Annotated in this window: 16 protein-coding genes; 1 reads left to right on the top strand and 15 read right to left on the bottom strand. The window is 41.9% G+C overall.

Going from position 1 to position 17,721, the window contains the following annotated elements; translation table 11 throughout:
* Window positions 1-145 precede the first annotated feature (145 nt).
* The 4 genes from EG2_RS08920 to EG2_RS08905 are packed head-to-tail and all read right to left on the bottom strand — an operon-like array spanning window position 146 to window position 4,234.
* The gene (locus tag EG2_RS08920) at window positions 146-1,189 is read right to left on the bottom strand and encodes a glycoside hydrolase family 76 protein (protein ID WP_060814414.1); all 1,044 of its coding nucleotides are present in this window, start codon (window positions 1,187-1,189) and stop codon (window positions 146-148) included.
* Window positions 1,186-2,445 carry an ABC transporter substrate-binding protein gene (locus EG2_RS08915; RefSeq protein WP_060814413.1) on the bottom strand — a complete coding sequence of 420 codons (1,260 nt, stop codon included), beginning with the start codon at window positions 2,443-2,445 and terminating at the stop codon, window positions 1,186-1,188. The genes EG2_RS08920 and EG2_RS08915 overlap by 4 nt, the downstream gene beginning before the upstream one ends.
* Window positions 2,446-2,463: 18 nt before the next feature.
* On the bottom strand, window positions 2,464-3,330 hold the full coding sequence (locus tag EG2_RS08910) for a carbohydrate ABC transporter permease (protein ID WP_060814412.1): 867 nt from the start codon (window positions 3,328-3,330) through the stop codon (window positions 2,464-2,466).
* 13 nt (window positions 3,331-3,343) lie between these two features.
* On the bottom strand, window positions 3,344-4,234 hold the full coding sequence (locus EG2_RS08905; RefSeq protein WP_060814411.1) for a carbohydrate ABC transporter permease: 891 nt from the start codon (window positions 4,232-4,234) through the stop codon (window positions 3,344-3,346).
* Window positions 4,235-4,435: 201 nt separating this feature from the next.
* On the opposite strand from EG2_RS08905, the gene EG2_RS08900 reads away from it, so the two are divergent.
* Window positions 4,436-5,530 (top strand): GntR family transcriptional regulator, encoded by a 1,095-nt coding sequence (locus EG2_RS08900; RefSeq protein ID WP_060814410.1) that lies wholly within the window; start codon window positions 4,436-4,438, stop codon window positions 5,528-5,530.
* A 128-nt stretch (window positions 5,531-5,658) separates the two neighbouring features.
* Here EG2_RS08900 and rbsK read toward each other — a convergent pair whose 3' ends face one another.
* The 11 genes from rbsK to EG2_RS08845 form a co-directional block, all read right to left on the bottom strand.
* The gene (gene rbsK, locus EG2_RS08895) at window positions 5,659-6,567 is read right to left on the bottom strand and encodes a ribokinase (RefSeq protein ID WP_071870129.1); all 909 of its coding nucleotides are present in this window, start codon (window positions 6,565-6,567) and stop codon (window positions 5,659-5,661) included.
* 4 nt (window positions 6,568-6,571) lie between these two features.
* Window positions 6,572-7,072 carry a GNAT family N-acetyltransferase gene (locus tag EG2_RS08890; RefSeq protein ID WP_060814409.1) on the bottom strand — a complete coding sequence of 167 codons (501 nt, stop codon included), beginning with the start codon at window positions 7,070-7,072 and terminating at the stop codon, window positions 6,572-6,574.
* Window positions 7,073-7,076: 4 nt separating this feature from the next.
* A complete protein-coding gene (gene dcuC, locus EG2_RS08885; RefSeq protein ID WP_060814408.1) occupies window positions 7,077-8,447 on the bottom strand; it encodes a C4-dicarboxylate transporter DcuC in 1,371 nt (456 codons plus the stop codon).
* Between the two features lie 11 nt (window positions 8,448-8,458).
* Entirely contained in the window at window positions 8,459-9,376 is a 918-nt protein-coding gene (gene rihC / locus EG2_RS08880) for a ribonucleoside hydrolase RihC (protein WP_060814407.1), read from the bottom strand.
* Between the two features lie 236 nt (window positions 9,377-9,612).
* A complete protein-coding gene (locus EG2_RS08875; protein ID WP_060814406.1) occupies window positions 9,613-10,635 on the bottom strand; it encodes a LacI family DNA-binding transcriptional regulator in 1,023 nt (340 codons plus the stop codon).
* Between the two features lie 233 nt (window positions 10,636-10,868).
* Entirely contained in the window at window positions 10,869-11,675 is an 807-nt protein-coding gene (locus tag EG2_RS08870) for an alpha/beta hydrolase (protein ID WP_060814405.1), read from the bottom strand.
* A gap of 10 nt (window positions 11,676-11,685) precedes the next feature.
* Window positions 11,686-13,149 (bottom strand): alpha-L-fucosidase, encoded by a 1,464-nt coding sequence (locus tag EG2_RS08865; protein WP_060814404.1) that lies wholly within the window; start codon window positions 13,147-13,149, stop codon window positions 11,686-11,688.
* The gene (locus EG2_RS08860) at window positions 13,146-13,799 is read right to left on the bottom strand and encodes an SGNH/GDSL hydrolase family protein (RefSeq protein ID WP_060814403.1); all 654 of its coding nucleotides are present in this window, start codon (window positions 13,797-13,799) and stop codon (window positions 13,146-13,148) included. Before EG2_RS08860 ends, EG2_RS08865 begins: the two co-directional genes overlap by 4 nt.
* A 125-nt stretch (window positions 13,800-13,924) precedes the next feature.
* Window positions 13,925-15,676 carry a type 2 periplasmic-binding domain-containing protein gene (locus EG2_RS08855; RefSeq protein WP_060814402.1) on the bottom strand — a complete coding sequence of 584 codons (1,752 nt, stop codon included), beginning with the start codon at window positions 15,674-15,676 and terminating at the stop codon, window positions 13,925-13,927.
* A gap of 20 nt (window positions 15,677-15,696) precedes the next feature.
* The gene (locus EG2_RS08850) at window positions 15,697-16,629 is read right to left on the bottom strand and encodes a carbohydrate ABC transporter permease (protein WP_060814401.1); all 933 of its coding nucleotides are present in this window, start codon (window positions 16,627-16,629) and stop codon (window positions 15,697-15,699) included.
* Between the two features lie 15 nt (window positions 16,630-16,644).
* Window positions 16,645-17,586, bottom strand: coding sequence for an ABC transporter permease (locus tag EG2_RS08845; RefSeq protein WP_060814400.1), 942 nt, complete (start codon window positions 17,584-17,586; stop codon window positions 16,645-16,647).
* Window positions 17,587-17,721 lie beyond the last annotated feature (135 nt).

Raw genomic sequence — 17,721 nt, 5'->3', positions numbered from 1 at the left:
ACGAGAAGCTTCTGGTAGTTGATGTTCAAGACTGTTCAATCGTCCATCCTATGCCCGATTTTTCTAAGATTGAACCAACCTTCGCTGATCTTGAAAATCTGCTGCCAGTCCTTTCACTTTGTCTACTGATGTTTCTCTTCAAACTTTAAATGATTGCAGCACTTTCTAATGCCATGACCCCTGATAATTGGTCAGACAAGAAAACACTAGTTGGAATTTCTGCGACTAACCAGTCTCGGTAAGCTAACAGATGTCCTTCCTTCTGACTATGCTCTAACAAGCGTTCACAGCTGGATGTCACAAATCCTTTGATGAAGGCTATGTCTAAGCCCACTTTTTCTGCTTCTTTGACTAAGAGATTCAAATAACGGTATTCGATGCCTTTGAACAATCCAATGTCACCACCATCTCCTTCATCATTGAAGACCCCATCTTTACCAATGACTTCAAAGGATGTTTTGGCACAAGTGATTGCATCTTTTAAATAAGAAATATCGTCAGTCACATGATAAAATTCAATCAATGCTCCAATATAGACCCCTTGATTGTAGGTAAATTGCCATTGCACATCGATTTTGCCATCGCCGTTACGGTTGATACCATCTTCTACGAATTGTGTGTCAGGCTGTACCAAATATTTTTTCATCCATTCTAGTGTCTGTTGGCTTGTAGTCAGATAGCGTTCATTGGCTTCAATTTGATACAGACGTAATGCTAGAATAATAATTGGTGCATTTACAGGTGTATTCTTATAGTCAAGCTGCGTGCGTTTCCAAGCAAATCCGCCATTCATATGGTCATTCCAAGCAGTATCAAAAATATCCAGACATACTTCTCGGGCGTCAGCTAGGTATTCTTCTTTCTTAGTCAATTCATACAAACGTAATCCAGCTAATGCGTTCCACAACATGTCATCATAAAATTCATGCAGCAATGTGTTGTGATTTCTTGCTTTATTGTAATGATAGGTTTCTTCTGCTTGCTGCAAGTAAGCCGTATCGTTAGTTCGCAGGTACGCATCAATGCGTACATCCACTAGGTGGGCGATCCACCAGTAATTAAAGGTTTCATTTTCTTTCTCATCCCGCAATGGATAAACGTTGTTCATAAATTGTTCTTTGTTGTCTGTTTGATAGAAATAATCGATACTTGTTTGTGCAAGATCGGCATACTTGTTAAAATCGGTCATTCTCCTGATCCTTCTTTCAATATTTTGTCACCTTGTTGTTGAGCGTTTTCTAGTGCTTTTTGCGGCGTTGTTTTTCCAGAAAAGACATTTTCTAATTGTGGAATAAGAGCTAGTTTTTCGACATCGGAATACCCCATAACAGTTGGTCGAATTTTAGCAAAATCCATGGTTTCCACAAAAGCTTTGTACTTCTCATTTTCAGTGAAGTAGGTATTTTGCGCTGCTTCGATATTTGCTGGTAGCCAAGTGGAAATTTTTGCAAACTCGACACCGATATCTGGGTTGGTCGTCCACCATTTAATAAAGTCCCAAGCAGCTTCTTGGTTTTTGGCCGTTTTGGGAATCACTAAACCAAAGCCACCCGTCAATGCCCCTTTGTCCCCATTTGGTCCAGTTACTGGAGGGACGACCCCATAATCCAAGCCATCCACTTTATCATAATCTGCTAATGCCCAAGGTCCGTTATAGGTCATCGCAACTTTACCAGCTGCAAATGCATCAGAACCATCATTAAATCCTTGTTGATAGACCTTCGCTTGATTCATTAATTGATCCCAGAAATCAAGAACGGTCATTCCTGCCTCAGAATTAAAAGCAGTGGCAGTATTATCAGCGTTCAGCATGGTTCCGCCAGCTTGTTGCAACCACATATTGAACAATCCAACGTCATCAAGAGAAAAACCAGCTTGCACTAACGTTTTTCCATCCCATTTTGTTGTTTTCTTCGCAACATCCAACAACTCATCCCAAGTCTTTGGTGGTTCTACTCCAGCTTCTTTCAGTAATGTTTTGTTATAAAAGAGAGAGCGGTTGTCTACTAAAAGTGGGATTCCATATTGTTTATTGTCGTATTGCATTTCTTTGACAGTTTCTTCATAAAAATCGCCCATATCTATATTGTCTTTTTTGATCAAATCATCTAGATCCAATAAGGCATTTTTTTGGGCATACATCGCTGTATTGACACGATCCCACAAGATAACATCTGGAATTTCGCCACCTGCCATTCCGGTCAACAGCTTTTCTTCAACGTTGTCTTGAACTTTGTAGGTTACCTCGTATTTGTCTTGGCTATCATTGTATTGATCGATTAATTGATTGAGCTGATCGACTTGGTCACCACTCCAAGAACCCCAAAAAGTGATTTTCTGCTTTCCGCCAGCTCCACCATTGCTTGCCTGATCATTGCCTCCACCACATGCACCTAATACTGTCATCGCTGCTACTAACAGCAATCCTTTGATTATGTTTTTCATCACATTCACTCCTTCATTTTATTTGATACCGGCATCTGCCATGCCTTGTACATAATTTCGTTGTGCAAAAATGAATAGAACTAAAACAGGTAGTGTTGCCAAAATCGTTCCTGCCATCAATGGGCCATAATTTGTATTGTAGTTGTATTGGAAAGCTGCCAGTCCAACTTGGACCGTCTTCATCTCATCTGCATTCAAGACGATCATCGGCCACATAAAGGCATTCCAGCCTGCTTGGAAAGTCATAATACCTAGTGTTGTTAAAGCAGGTTTTGCTAGCGGAAAATAAACATTCCAGAAAATCTTGAACTCACTTGCACCATCGATTCGAGCACTTTCTCCGAGTTCTTTTGGTAATTGTTCGAAGAATTGTTTCATAAAGAAAATCGAGAACGCTCCTGCTGCTCCGGGAAGCAGGATTGCCCAATAGGAATTGATCAATCCTAACCCACCAGTACCGGTCAGATCATTCCCACCGGCTAAAGGAAAGCCGCGAAGGACGATAAACGTTGGAATCATCGTCACAATACTAGGAACCATCATGGATGCCAAGAAAACAAGAAAGATCGGTTTTTTGCCTTTGAATTTCAACTGTCCAAAGGAATAACCCGCTAGAGAGCCAAAAAATAAGTTTGTCGCTACACCTCCAAGTGCCAAAATCAATGAATTTTTTAAGTAGTTTAAGAAAGGCATTGTTTCAAAAACTTCTTTATAGTGATCCCATGTAAAATGACTTGGTATCAATTGCATTGAACCACTTAATATCTCACTATCTGATTTAAAGGATGTGGATAGAGTCCAGAGAAACGGTAGAACCGTTGTCAAACTGATCAGAATCACTAAGCAATACCAGATAAAGGTCCGCATGTGTTTTGTTTTAGCCATCGTTCTTTCTCCTTTAGTTCGTCTCTGTGTTTGTCAGACGCATATTTACAAGTGAAAAGATAAAAATGATCAGGAACAAGATAAATGAAAGTGCCGACGCATACCCCATTTCCAGTCCGCCAAATCCTTTGTTGTAGATATAATAAACCAGTGTAATCGTAGAATTTCCCGGACCTCCTTGGGTCAGCATATACGCTTGGTCGAAAACTTGAAAAGCACCGATGATCAATTGTGTACTAACTAAAAATGTCGTTTTAGATAACTGAGGCCAGGTGATGCTCTTGAATTTTTGCCAAGCATTTGCCCCTTCAATATCGGCTGCTTCATAGAGTGCAGGATTGATTCCTTGTAAGCCAGCTAAGAAAATCATCATGTTCCCACCAAATCTCATCCAAACACTCATGATGACGATTGCGGTCATCGCCCAATTTGAACTATACAGCCATGCTGGACCATTGATACCGATCAAGCCAAGCAATTGATTCAATAATCCATATTGGGGATTCAATAACCAATACCAGATAGTTGCTGTGGCTACCGATGAACATAAGACCGGCAAGTAAAAAAATGTTCGGAAAAGACTTGTGGTCTTCATTTTGCGATTTAGCAGCATAGCTGCCGCAAGCGATACGACTAATCCCAATGGAACATACAATAATGTATACACGATGGTATTCTTTAAAGAAATGAAGAAATATTCATCTTGAAAGATCCGTGTAAAATTCTTTAAGCCAACCCAATGAGGACTTTCGATGATCGTGTAATCGGTAAAACTATAAAAAAGTGCCATCACTATTGGGACGATCGCAAAAACAATCAGTAAAAGAACAGGAATCAAAATGAACACATAGGCGATGTTCTGTTGTTCATTGATGCCTCTCTTTTTCTTTTTTACTAATTCCAAATTGGTAACCCCCTTATTAAATATAATATAAAACAATTTAATATATTAAATATCTTTACAACCGAATTATATACAATTGAAATACCCATGTCAACGGTTTCAAGGAAATAAATTTTAGGAAAATTGCTTGCTTTATTAATATAATATATTTAATATATATATAAATAGATCTTTTATTTATTGAGAAATGGAGGCGCATGCATGAGTAAACCCTTATATCAAACAATTTATGAAGAGCTGAAGCACCAGATAGAATCTGGCTTGGTAGCGGTCAATGATACATTGCCAACGGAAAAAGATTTATCCGCTACCTATAGTGTCAGTACGATTACTGTAAAAAAAGCCTTGGACTTGTTAAAAGAAGATGGCTATATCGTCAGAAAACCGCGGAAAGGTTCTGTCGTAGTGATGAATAAAAAAGCCGAAATCGTGCCCAATAAACAGATTTTCGGCTTGGTCATCACGAATTTCACCGACTTTTTCGGCTCCCAGATCCTGCGTACCATCTTGGAAACAAATGCCGGAGATATCAACTTTATCGTCAAAATCAGTTATGGTGATCCCAACAAAGAAAACCATTTGATCCAAGAGCTGATCGAGATGGGGATCCAAGGCTTGATTTTGTTACCTACTTCATCGGAATATACTTCTCCTAAAATATTGGAATTGATTTCTAAAAACTTTCCGATCGTGGTTCTTGACCGGATGATGGCTAACCTGCCAATCTGTAGTGTCCAGACGGACAGCTTTATTGCAGCCAAAGAATTAACCAATTATCTCTTCGCAAGAAAGCATGAAAAAATCGGCTTGATTACTTCAGATAGCAGTGTGTCAACCATTGATGAACGGGTCAACGGCTTTTTATCTGCTCACGTCGATGCCAATCGTGCCGTTAGTCAAACCCAGATTCTTTCACGCATCGATTCGGTGGTTCCTAGCTCTTCCCGTAGCATTGACGAAGACGTTGCGCTGATTGTCGAATTTCTTCAAAACAATCCCGAAATGACTGCACTTTTCACTACTGAATACAACATTGCTTTACTGGCAAAAAGTGCCATCGAAACATTGGGAAAACAAGTGCCGCAAGATTACTCAGTGGTCTGTTTCGATCATCCGACGGTCAATATTTTTGACTTGAATGCATTTATCTTCACTCATATCGAGCAAGATCAAACGGCCATCGGCAAACACGCCATCGAGCTTTTGCAAACAAAAATCGCTCATCCGGATACAATCGAAAAGATCAATCTTGGCTACCGCTTGATTGAAGGCGATTCCGTCCTACCTAAGCTATAATTATTGGAGATCTTACCCGTAACGGATAAAAAAACACACCTCTCTTCTGACTCCTTAAAAGAATCAGAAAAGAGGTGTGTTTCTTAATTGGAACTGTGGAACTGTTTTATCTGCGGTTAAAACCCCTGCTAGTGCTCACTGGCGATGACTGCTGCTCTAGTAGGCATACCCGTTTGTGCACCTAATTTTTGCACCGAAAGGCCTGCCCCGCGATTGGCTAAAATGACCGCTTCTTTAAAGGACATGCCCTCGCTTAATGCGGCTGCTAAAATGCCATTGAAGGTATCTCCTGCTCCGGTCGTATCAACTACTGGCACTTTGCTTGATGGAACCGTCACGAGTTTGTCGGATTCAACGAAGCTGACTCCTTGACTCCCCCGCGTCACGATCAATCTAGTAGTGTGGGTTTGTTGCCAGGCAAGGATCGTTTCCTCCATTTCAGCTTCTGGAATTAGTTCTTTGCCAATCAATGCAGCAAACTCGGTTTCATTGGGCGTTAAAATATCGACATTAGGCAATAATTCTCCAACAATGTCATGATACGGCGCCGGATTCAGCAGTGTCGTTACCCCATTTTCTTTTGCAAGCTGCAACGCATACTGAAGTGTCTCCACCGGAATCTCGATTTGTACTAGCAAGACATCACTTTCTATGATCTGATGGGCTACCTGATCGACATACTCACGATCCACCAGTTCATTGGCACCGGAGATCACCGTGATACAATTATCTTGCGGTAACTTAAAGATGCTTGCGATCCCTGTAAAAATATTTTTTTCTTGTGCCACTGAACGGACATCCAGCTGCTCTTCACTTAAATGTTGATACACTTTTTCACCAAATGTATCTTGACCAATCTTTCCGAGAAATGTCGTCTTGCCGCCAAAACGGGCTGCCGCCACGGCTTGATTGGCTCCTTTTCCACCGACGAAATAATCGATTTGATCTCCGATGATCGTCTCCCCAACTTTTGGCATTCGCCCAGTCGTAATAACGATATCCATATTCACACTGCCCAAAACTGCTATCTTACCCACTTAATCACCTATTTCTTTTGTATATATAAAATGGGCCAAACGGTTCGCGACCCGTAATAGAAGTTGTATCAATCACCGAAAAACCAGCTTTTTCAAATAAATGCTGCATCGGTTTATTCGTATGGTTGGTCAGAGAATAAATCACATCCCCAGATTCACAAAAATCCTTTAGACAGCTCTCTAGCCAAGTAGTGCCAAAACCGTTCCCCATTTTCGATGCTTTTGTCACTAATCTGTGGATACATTTTGTATGTCCATTATACCCATGACTTTCTTCGCTTTCCAATGATTCCGAACAAAGAGTTCCTGTACTAACGATTTCGCCTGCTTCATTTTTATAGATCAGCAACTGTCTTTGAACAATGTCTCTTTCAATGATTTCCTTATTGGGGTAGTCATCCGTCCATTGACCAATCCCTTGGGTCTGCATCGTTCTTTTCGCCTCAACAAATAACTGCCAAATTTCCGCTAATTCTTCTTTGCGGGCATATACTAACTTTCCCATTGCTTTAATAAGGCAGAAGTAGTAAGGACAACACAACCACCAAGATAATTCCTACGATGGTCGGGACACTGGTCCGTTTCAGCAAACGAACAGGACTGACACCAATCGATGAAGAAACAATCATGACCACTGCGGCCACTGGTGAAATCGTCCGGGCTAAGTTGGCTATCATTTGCATTGGCAACGCAATCAAAATACCATCGATACCGGCTTTTTGAGCAATGTTAGGGATCAGTTCGATCACTGCGTAGAACATCGCTAATCCGCCACCACTCAAAATACCAAATAATGCTGTTGCACCACTAAAGATCAATGTTGTTAACACACCGGCAGATTGAGAGTTTTCAACCGCACTCATCAAGGAATCGATCACGCCAAGACTTTGAATCGCAGTGGTGAATAAAGAACCCCCAACTACCAACATTACAACTTGACTAAACCCTTGCCCCATTCCTTTAAATAATTCAACGGCACTTTCTTGGGCAATCTTGAATGATTTCTTACGGAACCCTTCAATAATCAAAGAAATAAAGAACGAGATCATCGTCAAGACAAAAATATCCATTGTCACATTCGCTCTAAAAATCCCGATAATTCCCACAATGATGATCAAAAGTAATGGCAACAATGGCAAAATTGCGTAAAAGGTCGGCACGACTTTTTCATCGGCTGCCCGTTCCACTTCTTTCATCTCAACAAAGGCATCGGCACCTTCTTTTTTATCGCAATACGTTTGCCAAAAATAATGGACAACAGCCAAAATCAGCAAGGTTGGAATGGAGACTTTCGCATGATACAGCACATAAGTTAACACATTGTAATCCAATGTTTGGGCAGCGATCACATTGTCCGCCCCTAATGGCGTTGGCATGATGGTGGCAGTCATTGCAATGACACCAGCTGCCGTCATGGAAGAAATTCCGATACCTTGTAAGAGAGGATACAAAATAGCCATTAAAATAATTGCTAAACTAGAGGCGCTCGGAACAACAAGAGACATCAAATTTCCTAACAAGAAAACAATTGGAATAAACAGCGCTTTCGATTTGATTTTCGTCATTGGTTTCACTAAAATATTGACTGCCTTTTGGTTGGCACCAATCAAGTTCATATAGCCGGAATAACCAAATAAAATCATGATTACTAATCCAGCGGAACTAACTTGAGAGATGATCGTATCTTTCAATTTTAGAAAGATATCGAAAAAGGCCAGACCGGTTCCTTCACCTTCGGGATAGAGAGGATTTCCTAATGCCACCGATGCACACAACAAGACAATCGCGCCAATAATCAAAATGAGCGCTGGATTATAACTTTTAATAATAAAATAACCGACAATTCCTAAAACAACCAAAACTAAAATTGCTTGAATCATTTTTTCCCCTCCTATTTACACTGGCTGATCGCTTGTAAAAACCAGTCCTTGAATTTGTCTTCATCAACATCGACACAAACTCGGCAATTCTTGTCTTTCCCCAATTTATTGTTCAAATCAATGATAGTTGCGCCAGCAGTGTATTCACCTGCTGTTTCTACTGCCACAAAAGTTTCTTTGATGTCAAACATTTCCGGAGAAAGCACATAGGCTAATGCACAGCTGTCGTACATTTTTAACCCCGTACCAAAACTTCCTCCTCGGTATTTTTTGAAAAGGTGGTACATCATATCTCCGGTTTGATTCATGTCTTTGATTTTTTCACTATCTTCTGGATAAACCAGTGCTTTTAATCCGACATCCAATGGTGCGACTGCGATTGAAAGTCCACTTTCAAAAACGATTTTGGCCGCTTCTGGATCAATCGCGATATTAAACTCTGATAAAATGCCAAAGTTTCCTCTGCCTAAGGCACCACCCATTAACACCAATTCTTCAATTCTTTCTTTGACTTCAGGATACGTTTTGAGCAATAGTGCAATATTGGTCAGTGGGCCAATTGCAATGATCGTCATCTTTTCTCCAGAAGCCATCAATGTGCGATGCATGGCTTCAACGGCGGTCTCTTCCAGTAGGTACTCGCGATTGGGTGCAGGAAACTCATACCCCGCCATTCCGGTCACACCATGAACATCACTGGCATCTTTTACCTCACGAAGCAAAGGTCCATCTGCCCCTTGTGCCACCGGAATGTTCATATCCCAGAATGTCAGCAATTTCAACATGTTTTCCGTCACATAATGGATGCCGACATTCCCAGCAACCGTCGTGATCAATTTCACGTCTAACTGATCACTGAACAAGCCAATGCCTAATGCTACTGCATCATCAATCCCCGGATCCGTATCAATAATCACTGCTTTTTTCATAAGTAAACCCCTTTCTTTTTATGATAAAACGTTTTATCAAATAACCAAAAAGAAAAACGCTTGATAAAACGTTTTATCATTTGTTCCCCCAAAGAATACCACTTATGTAAAGCGCTGTCAATCAAGAATTTCAAAATTCCTTCTTGAAGGAAACTGTCAGAGGGTGACCCAAGCAATCGTCTGCTAGCGAAGGACCTAGCCATGGATTAAGGCTGCCGATTGTTTGGGTCGCTTGTTTATGTTGTTGCGGAAGAACGGATGCCGACGCTGTTCTTTCGCACAATTTTAGGGGTTAATTGCAAATAACGTGGTGCTTTTTCTTCGATAGCAGATAGCAAGGAAGCCACTGCTTTTTCTCCTAAAACCGTCACATCTTGTTCGACAGAAGTCAGGGGTACTTCTAATAAATCATTTAAAAACAAATTGTCATAGCCCACGATGGACATTTCTTCGGGGATATTGATTCCTAACTCTTTGGCTCTTTTCATGATTCCTAAAGCAATCAAATCATTTCCTGCTACAATCCCAGTGATTTCTTGATTGTTCAAAAGCTGATCCGCTTTGTCATAAGCATCTTCAAATTGAAATTTTGTGACTACCCGCCAACTTTCTTGCTGAGGCAGTTGCGCTTCTTTTAACGCATCCAGATACCCTTGGTAGCGATAAATGCAGTTGATATTTTTATCAGGATTCATCATGATGCCGATATTTTGGTGCCCATTATTGATTAATTCCATAGTCGCAAGGTAGCCCCCTTGGCGATTATTATAGAACACTTGCCCTACCGGAAAATTATCCAGCCCTCGATCAACCAGCACCAATGGTACGGAAATACTGCCTAAAAACTCTTTTAATTCTTCTTCGTAAGTATAGGATTCACTCGAAAGAGCTAATAGTAGGCCATCCACATTGCGATCGATCAATAGTTGGATCAATTCTTTTTCGGCAGCAAAATGATCATTTGAATTGACTAGAATCAAAAGGTAACCAATTTTTCGCAATTGGTCTTCCAAAACTTTTGCTAATTGTGCAAAAAAAGGATTGTTGATGTCTGGTATGACCAATCCGATAGTATTTGTTTTGTTTAGCACTAAACTTTTTGCCGCAATATTAGGCGAATAATTGTTTTCTTTCGCTAATTGTTTGATCAGACGTTTTTTCTTTTCCGAGATGCGAATCGGTTTGTCATTTAAGACTTGTGAGACAGCAGCGATCGAGACGCCTACTTCTTCAGCGATATCTTTTAAGCGGATCTTCACTCTTCTTCTCCTCGCTTTCCTGTTTTTCTACGATTGTCCTCTCTATTTTAACATAGCTCTGATTATGTAAGAAATTCCTTGAAGGATTGGTCATTTTTACTTTTCAAGTCAACGTAGTTTACCTATAAAGGCTATTGCGGTTTTGAACTTCCCCACGCTTGCTATTCAACAAAGACCGGACTCTCTTGATTTTCGGAAAGTCCGGTCCAGCTCTATCCTATTTTCGCTAATGATTAAAAATTGAATCTTACCCAATCGGCAAAGAGCTCGGGCCAACGAACCACCGAGTCTTCAATGGCGTGTGCGCCACCACTAGCTGTTTCTTTGGTTCCCAGACTTAGACCGTGGCCGCCTCTCGGGAAAATGTGCAATTCATAAGGCACCTCATGGCTGCGAAGCTGTTGCGCAAACAGCAGGCTGTTTTCTGCTGGTACTAGTCCATCTTCCAATGTGTGCCACAAAAATGTCGGTGGTGTGTTTTGACTGACTTTTTTTTCAAGGGAAAGCTGCTCTTTTTGCTCTTCATAAGCATCCCCTAAAAGGGCGCGGAAAGAGCCTTCATGGGCAAATTCCCCACTCGAAAGAACGGGATAACTTAACAACAACCCATTCGGACGCCATTCGTGATTGGCTCCTGACAATGTCTCTGCTAAAAAGGCTTCTTGCCAAAACACCCCCAGACTAGCGGCTAAGTGGCCCCCAGCTGAAAAGCCGGCGACGATGATTTTCTCTGGATCAACGTGCCTCTGTGCATGATTTTGGCGAATCAACTGCACACTCGCTGCCAGCTCCTGCAATGCTAATGGGTACACATTTGGTTTGATACTGTAATGTAAAACAAACGCCTGAAAGCCAAAACTCATCATTTTGACAGCGATAGGTTCTGCTTCGCGATCCGACAAAAACTCATAGCCTCCGCCAGGACAGATAATGACCGCCGGACGCAAACGGTCCTGCTCCATCTCTTCAGAGTTCTCAATGACATAGGTAGTCAATGTGGCTTGACTGCCAGAAAGTGGTTGGATAACTTCATGGATCATAGTGATTGCCTCATTTCATGATTATTTTAAACACAATAGGTTCATGGGTCTTGATGGGACAGTCGATAAGCAGACCCTCTGTCGTTACTTGCCAAGATATTGGTGTCTCTTCATAGCCAAGAATGCTTACCTCTTTGATAATACCATGAAATTCTGGTAAGTTCTGATCAACTGATTTAGCAAGCGAACGAATCCGTGCCTGTCCATTTTCGGGACAAACCATACCAATAGCATACAATGCTGCCCCTCGAACCGTAAAGCGAAAATCTTCGCTGGTATAGTCGGTTACTTGGGCTTCTTGAAACTGACCAGATCTGATTTTTGTCGGTCCTTCCCCGGCTTTGCGCCAAGGTTTGGTTTCATAGATGGCTTCCCCGTTGCGCGTTAACCACTCACCAATTGCTTGCAGAATTTCTCGGTCCCTTGCAGGAATCGTGCCATCGGCTTTCGGTCCCACATTCAACAACAGATTGCCGTTTTTGCTGACTACTTCGATCAAGTCATGAAGGATCTCATTGCTTTCTTTGTAATCCAACGTTGTCGTATAGCACCATGAATTGCGGGCAATCGCCGTATCTGTTTGCCAATAAAAAGGCTGTGGGTCAGCAAATTTCCCGCGCTCAATCTCAACAATGCCACTGCCAAACATCATTGCATCATGTTTGTAACAAATCCCGACCTTCTTTCCCCACTCCACGCCGCGGTTGTAATAGTAAGCGGCGAACTGCTGCAAATAGGGCTTAAACGCATCGTGCTGGATCCACCAATCAAAATACAACAATTCTGGTTGATACCGATCGACTAATTCGCAGGTGCGCAACAACCAATCCTCTAAAAATTCAGTTGAGGGATAAGGTTTGCTGAACAAGTCCTGATTGTCTGGTTCAGGCATGGCTGGCCAATAAAAATCGCCTTTGACTAGCGGCTCTTTGATATCACTGACAAATTCTTTGCCGTGCCCCATGAAAAACCAATGCTCCCCTCGATGAGAAGAAGTACAAAAATGCAGATCATTGGCTTCGATGGCCGTTTTTAAATGACCGAGAATGTCTTTTTTAGGCCCCATCTCCACTGCATTCCAGTGAGACAAGTCACTTTGATACATTTGAAAGCCATCATGATGTTCTGCTACTGGAAAAACATATTTCGCCCCCGACGCTTTAAAGAGTGCCGCCCATTCATCGGCTGAAAAGTTATCCGCAGTAAACATGGGGATAAAATCTTGATAACCGAAGTCTGCTTGTCGGCCATAGGTTTCTTGATGATGGACAAACTCCGGCGAGCCTTGAATGTACATATTGCGGGAATACCATTCATTGTTGAAAGCTGGTACACTGTATAATCCCCAATGGATAAAAAGCCCAAATTTCGCTTTACTGAACCATTCAGGCAACTGAAAGGTGCCCAATGATGCCCAGTTCGGAAAAAACGGACCTTGATTTGCAACACGATCAATGGTTTGCAAGGTGATCATTGCTCCACCTTACTTTCTACTGTTTCCAGCCATGTTTTTGCAATCAAGACGTGACCGGCTAATGACGGATGGACCCGATCACTGCTTAAAACGTAGGAAGATTGCTGCGTTAAAAAACGATCGATCTCTTGTTGCACATCCCCATAGGGCAGCTGGTATTCTTGTGCTAACCGTTGTACCACTTCTTGATACTTAGCCAGATAACACCGCATTGGATCTTGCTGGTTTTGTTCTACCATAAAGGGTGCCAACAAAATGATCCCTTTGACATGAGGGAGTGTCCTTTCAAGCAACGAACGATAAACGATCTCAAATTGACTCACATCTACGAGCGGTGCTTGGCAAAATATTCCGTCAAAATGCCGCCAAACATCGTTGATACCAATCATGATCGTTACCCAATCCGGTTGAAATTCCAAGACATCTGTTTGCCAACGCTGTTCCAATTCGAGAATGGTATCGCCGCTGTTCCCCCGATTGACAACCATTAATTCTTGTTCCGGCAATAGACCAGTGGTATAGGCGTTGATCAAATTGACATAGCCCTCCCCCCATGACCCCCAGCCAGCAGGGATCGCCTCTCGATTTCGATTGCTGTCTGTGATTGAATCGCCAACAAACAATAAGCGATCCTTCTTTGTTATTAACATAGTTTCATTCCTTTCCCTAAGCAAAAAAGATCGACCGTTACATAAGTGGCCGATCTTTTTTAGCTGATTTCTCACATCGTCCTTTAGTATTGACTAGTGCTTGATTTGCCTGTTAATGCTACTCATTAATCGGCGTCACCAAACTCTTTAGCTACTTGTTCCCGTTTGGCATTTTGATCTTTGGCATTGGCCATATCAAACTCTAGAACCGTTTGATAACCTAAGCCATCGGCGGTTTTTTGCATTTCTTTCAGTAAGCTGTTGAATTCCGCTTCATCTTTTGCGAAGACCATTTTCCATGAATATTCCACGATGGTTGATTTGGCTTGATTCCGCAACGTAGATATTTCGGAAGAATCTTCGGGAGACACATAGCTGGCCCCTGGTGCCACCGCCAGTTGGTCATGACTTTCCAAATATTCGATGGTTGACTGCGCATTGTCCATATTCTTAGACCAGTCTTCTTTGACAGGATCTGTCATTTCTTTTTGGTAACTATCCCACATCGTGTAGGCATAAGGGAATCCAGTATCTGGGTTCGTGTCGATCGGTAAAACCGTGTTGACATTCAATGCCGAAACACCATCTTTATACGTGCCGCCGCCATACTCTTCTGGTACATCGCCATTGCCGTCTAACAATGCTTTTTTACCAAAATCAGTCAATACAGGTTCGCCGTCTTTCATCTCCCAAGTCAATCCTTCAGGACCGCTGCTGCCGCTAGTTTGAGAAGAGTTGGCTAACACACCTTCTGAAGAATACAGCCAGTCGATAAATGCTGCGATTCGTTCTGGGTCTTCTGCATTTGAACCGATACCGATAAATTGTTTGCCGCCATAGACTTCGGCTCCGTAAGAAAATACCGTTTGGTCTTGAATCGGTACCATCATAAAGCCTTTTCCAGCATCCAGATTCGTCGTAGTGTTGAAAGCAGCTTGCCCCAACCATGGCCACCAAGAAAACAGCACTTGGCCATCTTGGAATTTGGCAAACAATGTATCATAGTTTTGGGTAGTTGATTCTGGATCGATCAATCCCATTTGATTTGCTTGATAGTAAAATTTCAGCGCCCGAATATATTCGGAGTTGCTATCTAAAATGCTTTGATAATCAGATCCATCCGCTTTTGCTAATGCAAAACCAAGTTCGTCATAGCCATAATAAGTGACCAACTGTTTGCCGGCGTTCATCATATTGCCATCCCAGTCGCCAAACAATGAGAAACCGTAAACTTTTTTACCGGAATCTGTCGTTGGGTGGTCTTCTTGCATCTTTTGAATAACTGGCAATAAGTCTTCTAGCGTTTTCACATCAGGATAGCCTTGTTCCCCATAGAGATCCCAGCGGAGATAAGCGCCAAAGGTTGGATCCAAGCCCTCGGAAGGATCCGTTGATTTCAATGTTGAAACAGACGTAGGAAAACCATAGATTCCATCGGCATCTTTGTTTAGATTTTGAACAGCGGCATCAAAGCGGCTGACGTTTTTCATGTCTTTGTAATAATCGCTGGCATCTGCCAATAGACCGGCTTCGACTAATTCATTGTATTGCTGCCCATTGTCGACAATGATCAAGTCGCCTAAGTCTCCGGCAGCTGTTCTGGTTTGATAGAGTGTATCGCCGTTTCCTGCCACATTCGGAGCAATCACATTTAATTCCATATTGAACTTATCTTTGACGATTTTAGCAAACCAGCCTTCTTGAACACCCATATAGTTCGCTAGTCCATCGTAGACATCAATAGTGATGGTTTTGTCGTATTTGCCATCACTTGACGCCGCATCTTTTGCATCAGATGAACCGCCGCATGCGGACAACGCCCCCAACAAAGTGACACCCAAAAGACCAGTTGTTAGATATTTGGACATTTTTTTCATTTCGTTCCCTCTTTCTTTTATTAGCCTTTGACCGCGCCCAACATAATCCCTTTGACAAAATATTTTTGGAACAGCGGGTAAATAAACATAATCGGTAGAACTACAATCACGGAAACGGTCATTCGAATCGAAGTTGGTGTTTGTGTCGTGGCAGCAGAAGCGATGCTCGACAAGGATCCAGACGTGTTTTTGACCATTTGTGCCAGCGAATTGGCTTGATTGATATAGGTATAAAGAAGATATTGCAGTGAATATAGACTTTGATCGGTGATATACACCAATGTATCTTGAAATGAGTTCCACTGTCCAACAGCAGAGAAAATTGCAACAGTTGCCAAGATTGGGGTACAGTTTGGCAAGATCACGCGAAAGAATACTTGAATGATGCCAGCGCCATCCATCTCAGCTGCTTCCTGTAATGATTTAGGAATCGATTCGATATAGGTTTTGACAAGAATGATATTAAAGGGTTGTACGATTGCGGGTAAAATATACACCCAGAAGCTATTGGTTAAGCCTAACGTTTTCATGGTAATGAATAACGGAATCAATCCGGCGTTGAAGTACATGGTGATCACGACGAAGCGATACCAAAATTTGCGTTTCCACATTTTTTCTTGGGTAAACATAAATCCTAAAAAGGCAGAGGCTAAGACCGTCGCTGCCGTCCCGATCACAGTTCGGGCAACGGAAACAGTCGCAGCTAGCGGCAGTCCTTTTAGTTGTAATACCTGACTATAATTCTCCAAATGGATTCCTTCAGGAAAGAAGCGGATTTGGCCTAAGGAACTCAATTCGTTATTACTGATCGAATTGATGATCAAGTAATAGAAAGGATAGGCACAGATCAATGTGATCACGATGAAAAAACTGTAGTTGATCAACGTGAATAGAACATCTTCTTTTGTTCGGATCGGTTTGGCTTTTTTCTTGGTGCTGATTGATAATTCCATCAAATGCTCTCCTTTCTAGATAATCGACGTGCCGCGGATTTTTTTTGAAGCGCCATTGACGATGGCCAACAAAGCGACTGAGATGACGCTTTTCAGCATACTGATTGCTGTGGCAAGGGACAGGCTATTGCCTCCTAAACCTAAGTTGTAAACGTAGAGATCAAGCACTTGGATATGATTTTTGTTGAAGGCATTTTGGAAGACAAAGTATTGATCCATTCCGTTGTTCAAGAGATTGGCGATAGACAGCATCAACATGACCAAAAAAGTTGGCAGCAATGCCGGTAATGTAATATGACGCATCAGATGGAAACGATTCGCACCATCGATCCGTGCCGATTCATAAAGCTCGGGATCGATCCCGGAAATGCCTGCTAAGTACATGATGGCACCCCAGCCTAACCCTTTCCAAATATTCCATAGGCACATCATCAGCCATGTATGGTTGTCGCTATCTAAAAATTTCAGCGGGTCTGTGATGAATCCCCACTCCTGTAAAAGTGTGTTGACCAATCCTGTTGAAGAAAATAAACTAAATGCAATTGTATAGACTAAGACCCAACTGATGAAATTTGGCAATGTCGTCAACGTTTGAACGAGATTTTTAAACCATTTGCATTTGATTTCATTCAGTAAAATCGCGAAACCAACCGGTAAAATCGAAGTGGCGATTCCCAAAAAGCTCATTGCAAAGGTATTTTTCATCACTTGGACGATCTGGTCGACCTGTGTTTGACTAGAAACCAGCATCCGGAACCAACGTAAGCCAACAAACTCGCTGCGGGCTAATCCTAAAGCCGGCTTGTAATCATACAATGAATAGATCCAGCCATGCAGTGGAAAATAAGCAAATAAGAAAACCAGGATCAAAAAAGGTAGAATACATAAAAACATGATTTTCCCTTCGCGACTGATTCGCTTGTTCGGTCGGGTAGCCCCCTTCTTCCTTAATTCCATTTTCTTCCTCCTTTCTTTTGTAACCGCTTTACACATTTATACTAGCACCGGCAGAAACGTTTGCCACCCGACAAAAATAGAGTTCTATCCGTAAATTTTAGTCATCCTTTTTGAGGGATTTGACAAAAACATTGA

This window comes from Enterococcus gallinarum NBRC 100675 (genome assembly GCF_001544275.1).
In the GTDB taxonomy this organism is placed as follows: domain Bacteria; phylum Bacillota; class Bacilli; order Lactobacillales; family Enterococcaceae; genus Enterococcus_D; species Enterococcus_D gallinarum.
Note: the sequence above shows the minus strand (reverse complement) of the source record. Positions and strands in the feature narration are given on the sequence as shown.

Excerpts from the sequence above, each read along its gene's own strand:
- rihC (WP_060814407.1), bottom strand. The coding sequence starts at position 9,376 with ATGAAAAAAGCAGTGATTATTGATACGGATCCGGGGATTGATGATGCA.
- EG2_RS08910 (WP_060814412.1), bottom strand. The coding sequence starts at position 3,330 with ATGGCTAAAACAAAACACATGCGGACCTTTATCTGGTATTGCTTAGTG.
- EG2_RS08915 (WP_060814413.1), bottom strand. The coding sequence starts at position 2,445 with ATGAAAAACATAATCAAAGGATTGCTGTTAGTAGCAGCGATGACAGTA.
- EG2_RS08870 (WP_060814405.1), bottom strand. The coding sequence starts at position 11,675 with ATGATCCATGAAGTTATCCAACCACTTTCTGGCAGTCAAGCCACATTG.
- EG2_RS08845 (WP_060814400.1), bottom strand. The coding sequence starts at position 17,586 with ATGGAATTAAGGAAGAAGGGGGCTACCCGACCGAACAAGCGAATCAGT.
- EG2_RS08855 (WP_060814402.1), bottom strand. The coding sequence starts at position 15,676 with ATGAAAAAAATGTCCAAATATCTAACAACTGGTCTTTTGGGTGTCACT.
- EG2_RS08920 (WP_060814414.1), bottom strand. The coding sequence starts at position 1,189 with ATGACCGATTTTAACAAGTATGCCGATCTTGCACAAACAAGTATCGAT.
- EG2_RS08860 (WP_060814403.1), bottom strand. The coding sequence starts at position 13,799 with ATGTTAATAACAAAGAAGGATCGCTTATTGTTTGTTGGCGATTCAATC.
- EG2_RS08900 (WP_060814410.1), top strand. The coding sequence starts at position 4,436 with ATGAGTAAACCCTTATATCAAACAATTTATGAAGAGCTGAAGCACCAG.
- EG2_RS08850 (WP_060814401.1), bottom strand. The coding sequence starts at position 16,629 with ATGGAATTATCAATCAGCACCAAGAAAAAAGCCAAACCGATCCGAACA.
- EG2_RS08865 (WP_060814404.1), bottom strand. The coding sequence starts at position 13,149 with ATGATCACCTTGCAAACCATTGATCGTGTTGCAAATCAAGGTCCGTTT.
- EG2_RS08890 (WP_060814409.1), bottom strand. The coding sequence starts at position 7,072 with ATGGGAAAGTTAGTATATGCCCGCAAAGAAGAATTAGCGGAAATTTGG.
- dcuC (WP_060814408.1), bottom strand. The coding sequence starts at position 8,447 with ATGATTCAAGCAATTTTAGTTTTGGTTGTTTTAGGAATTGTCGGTTAT.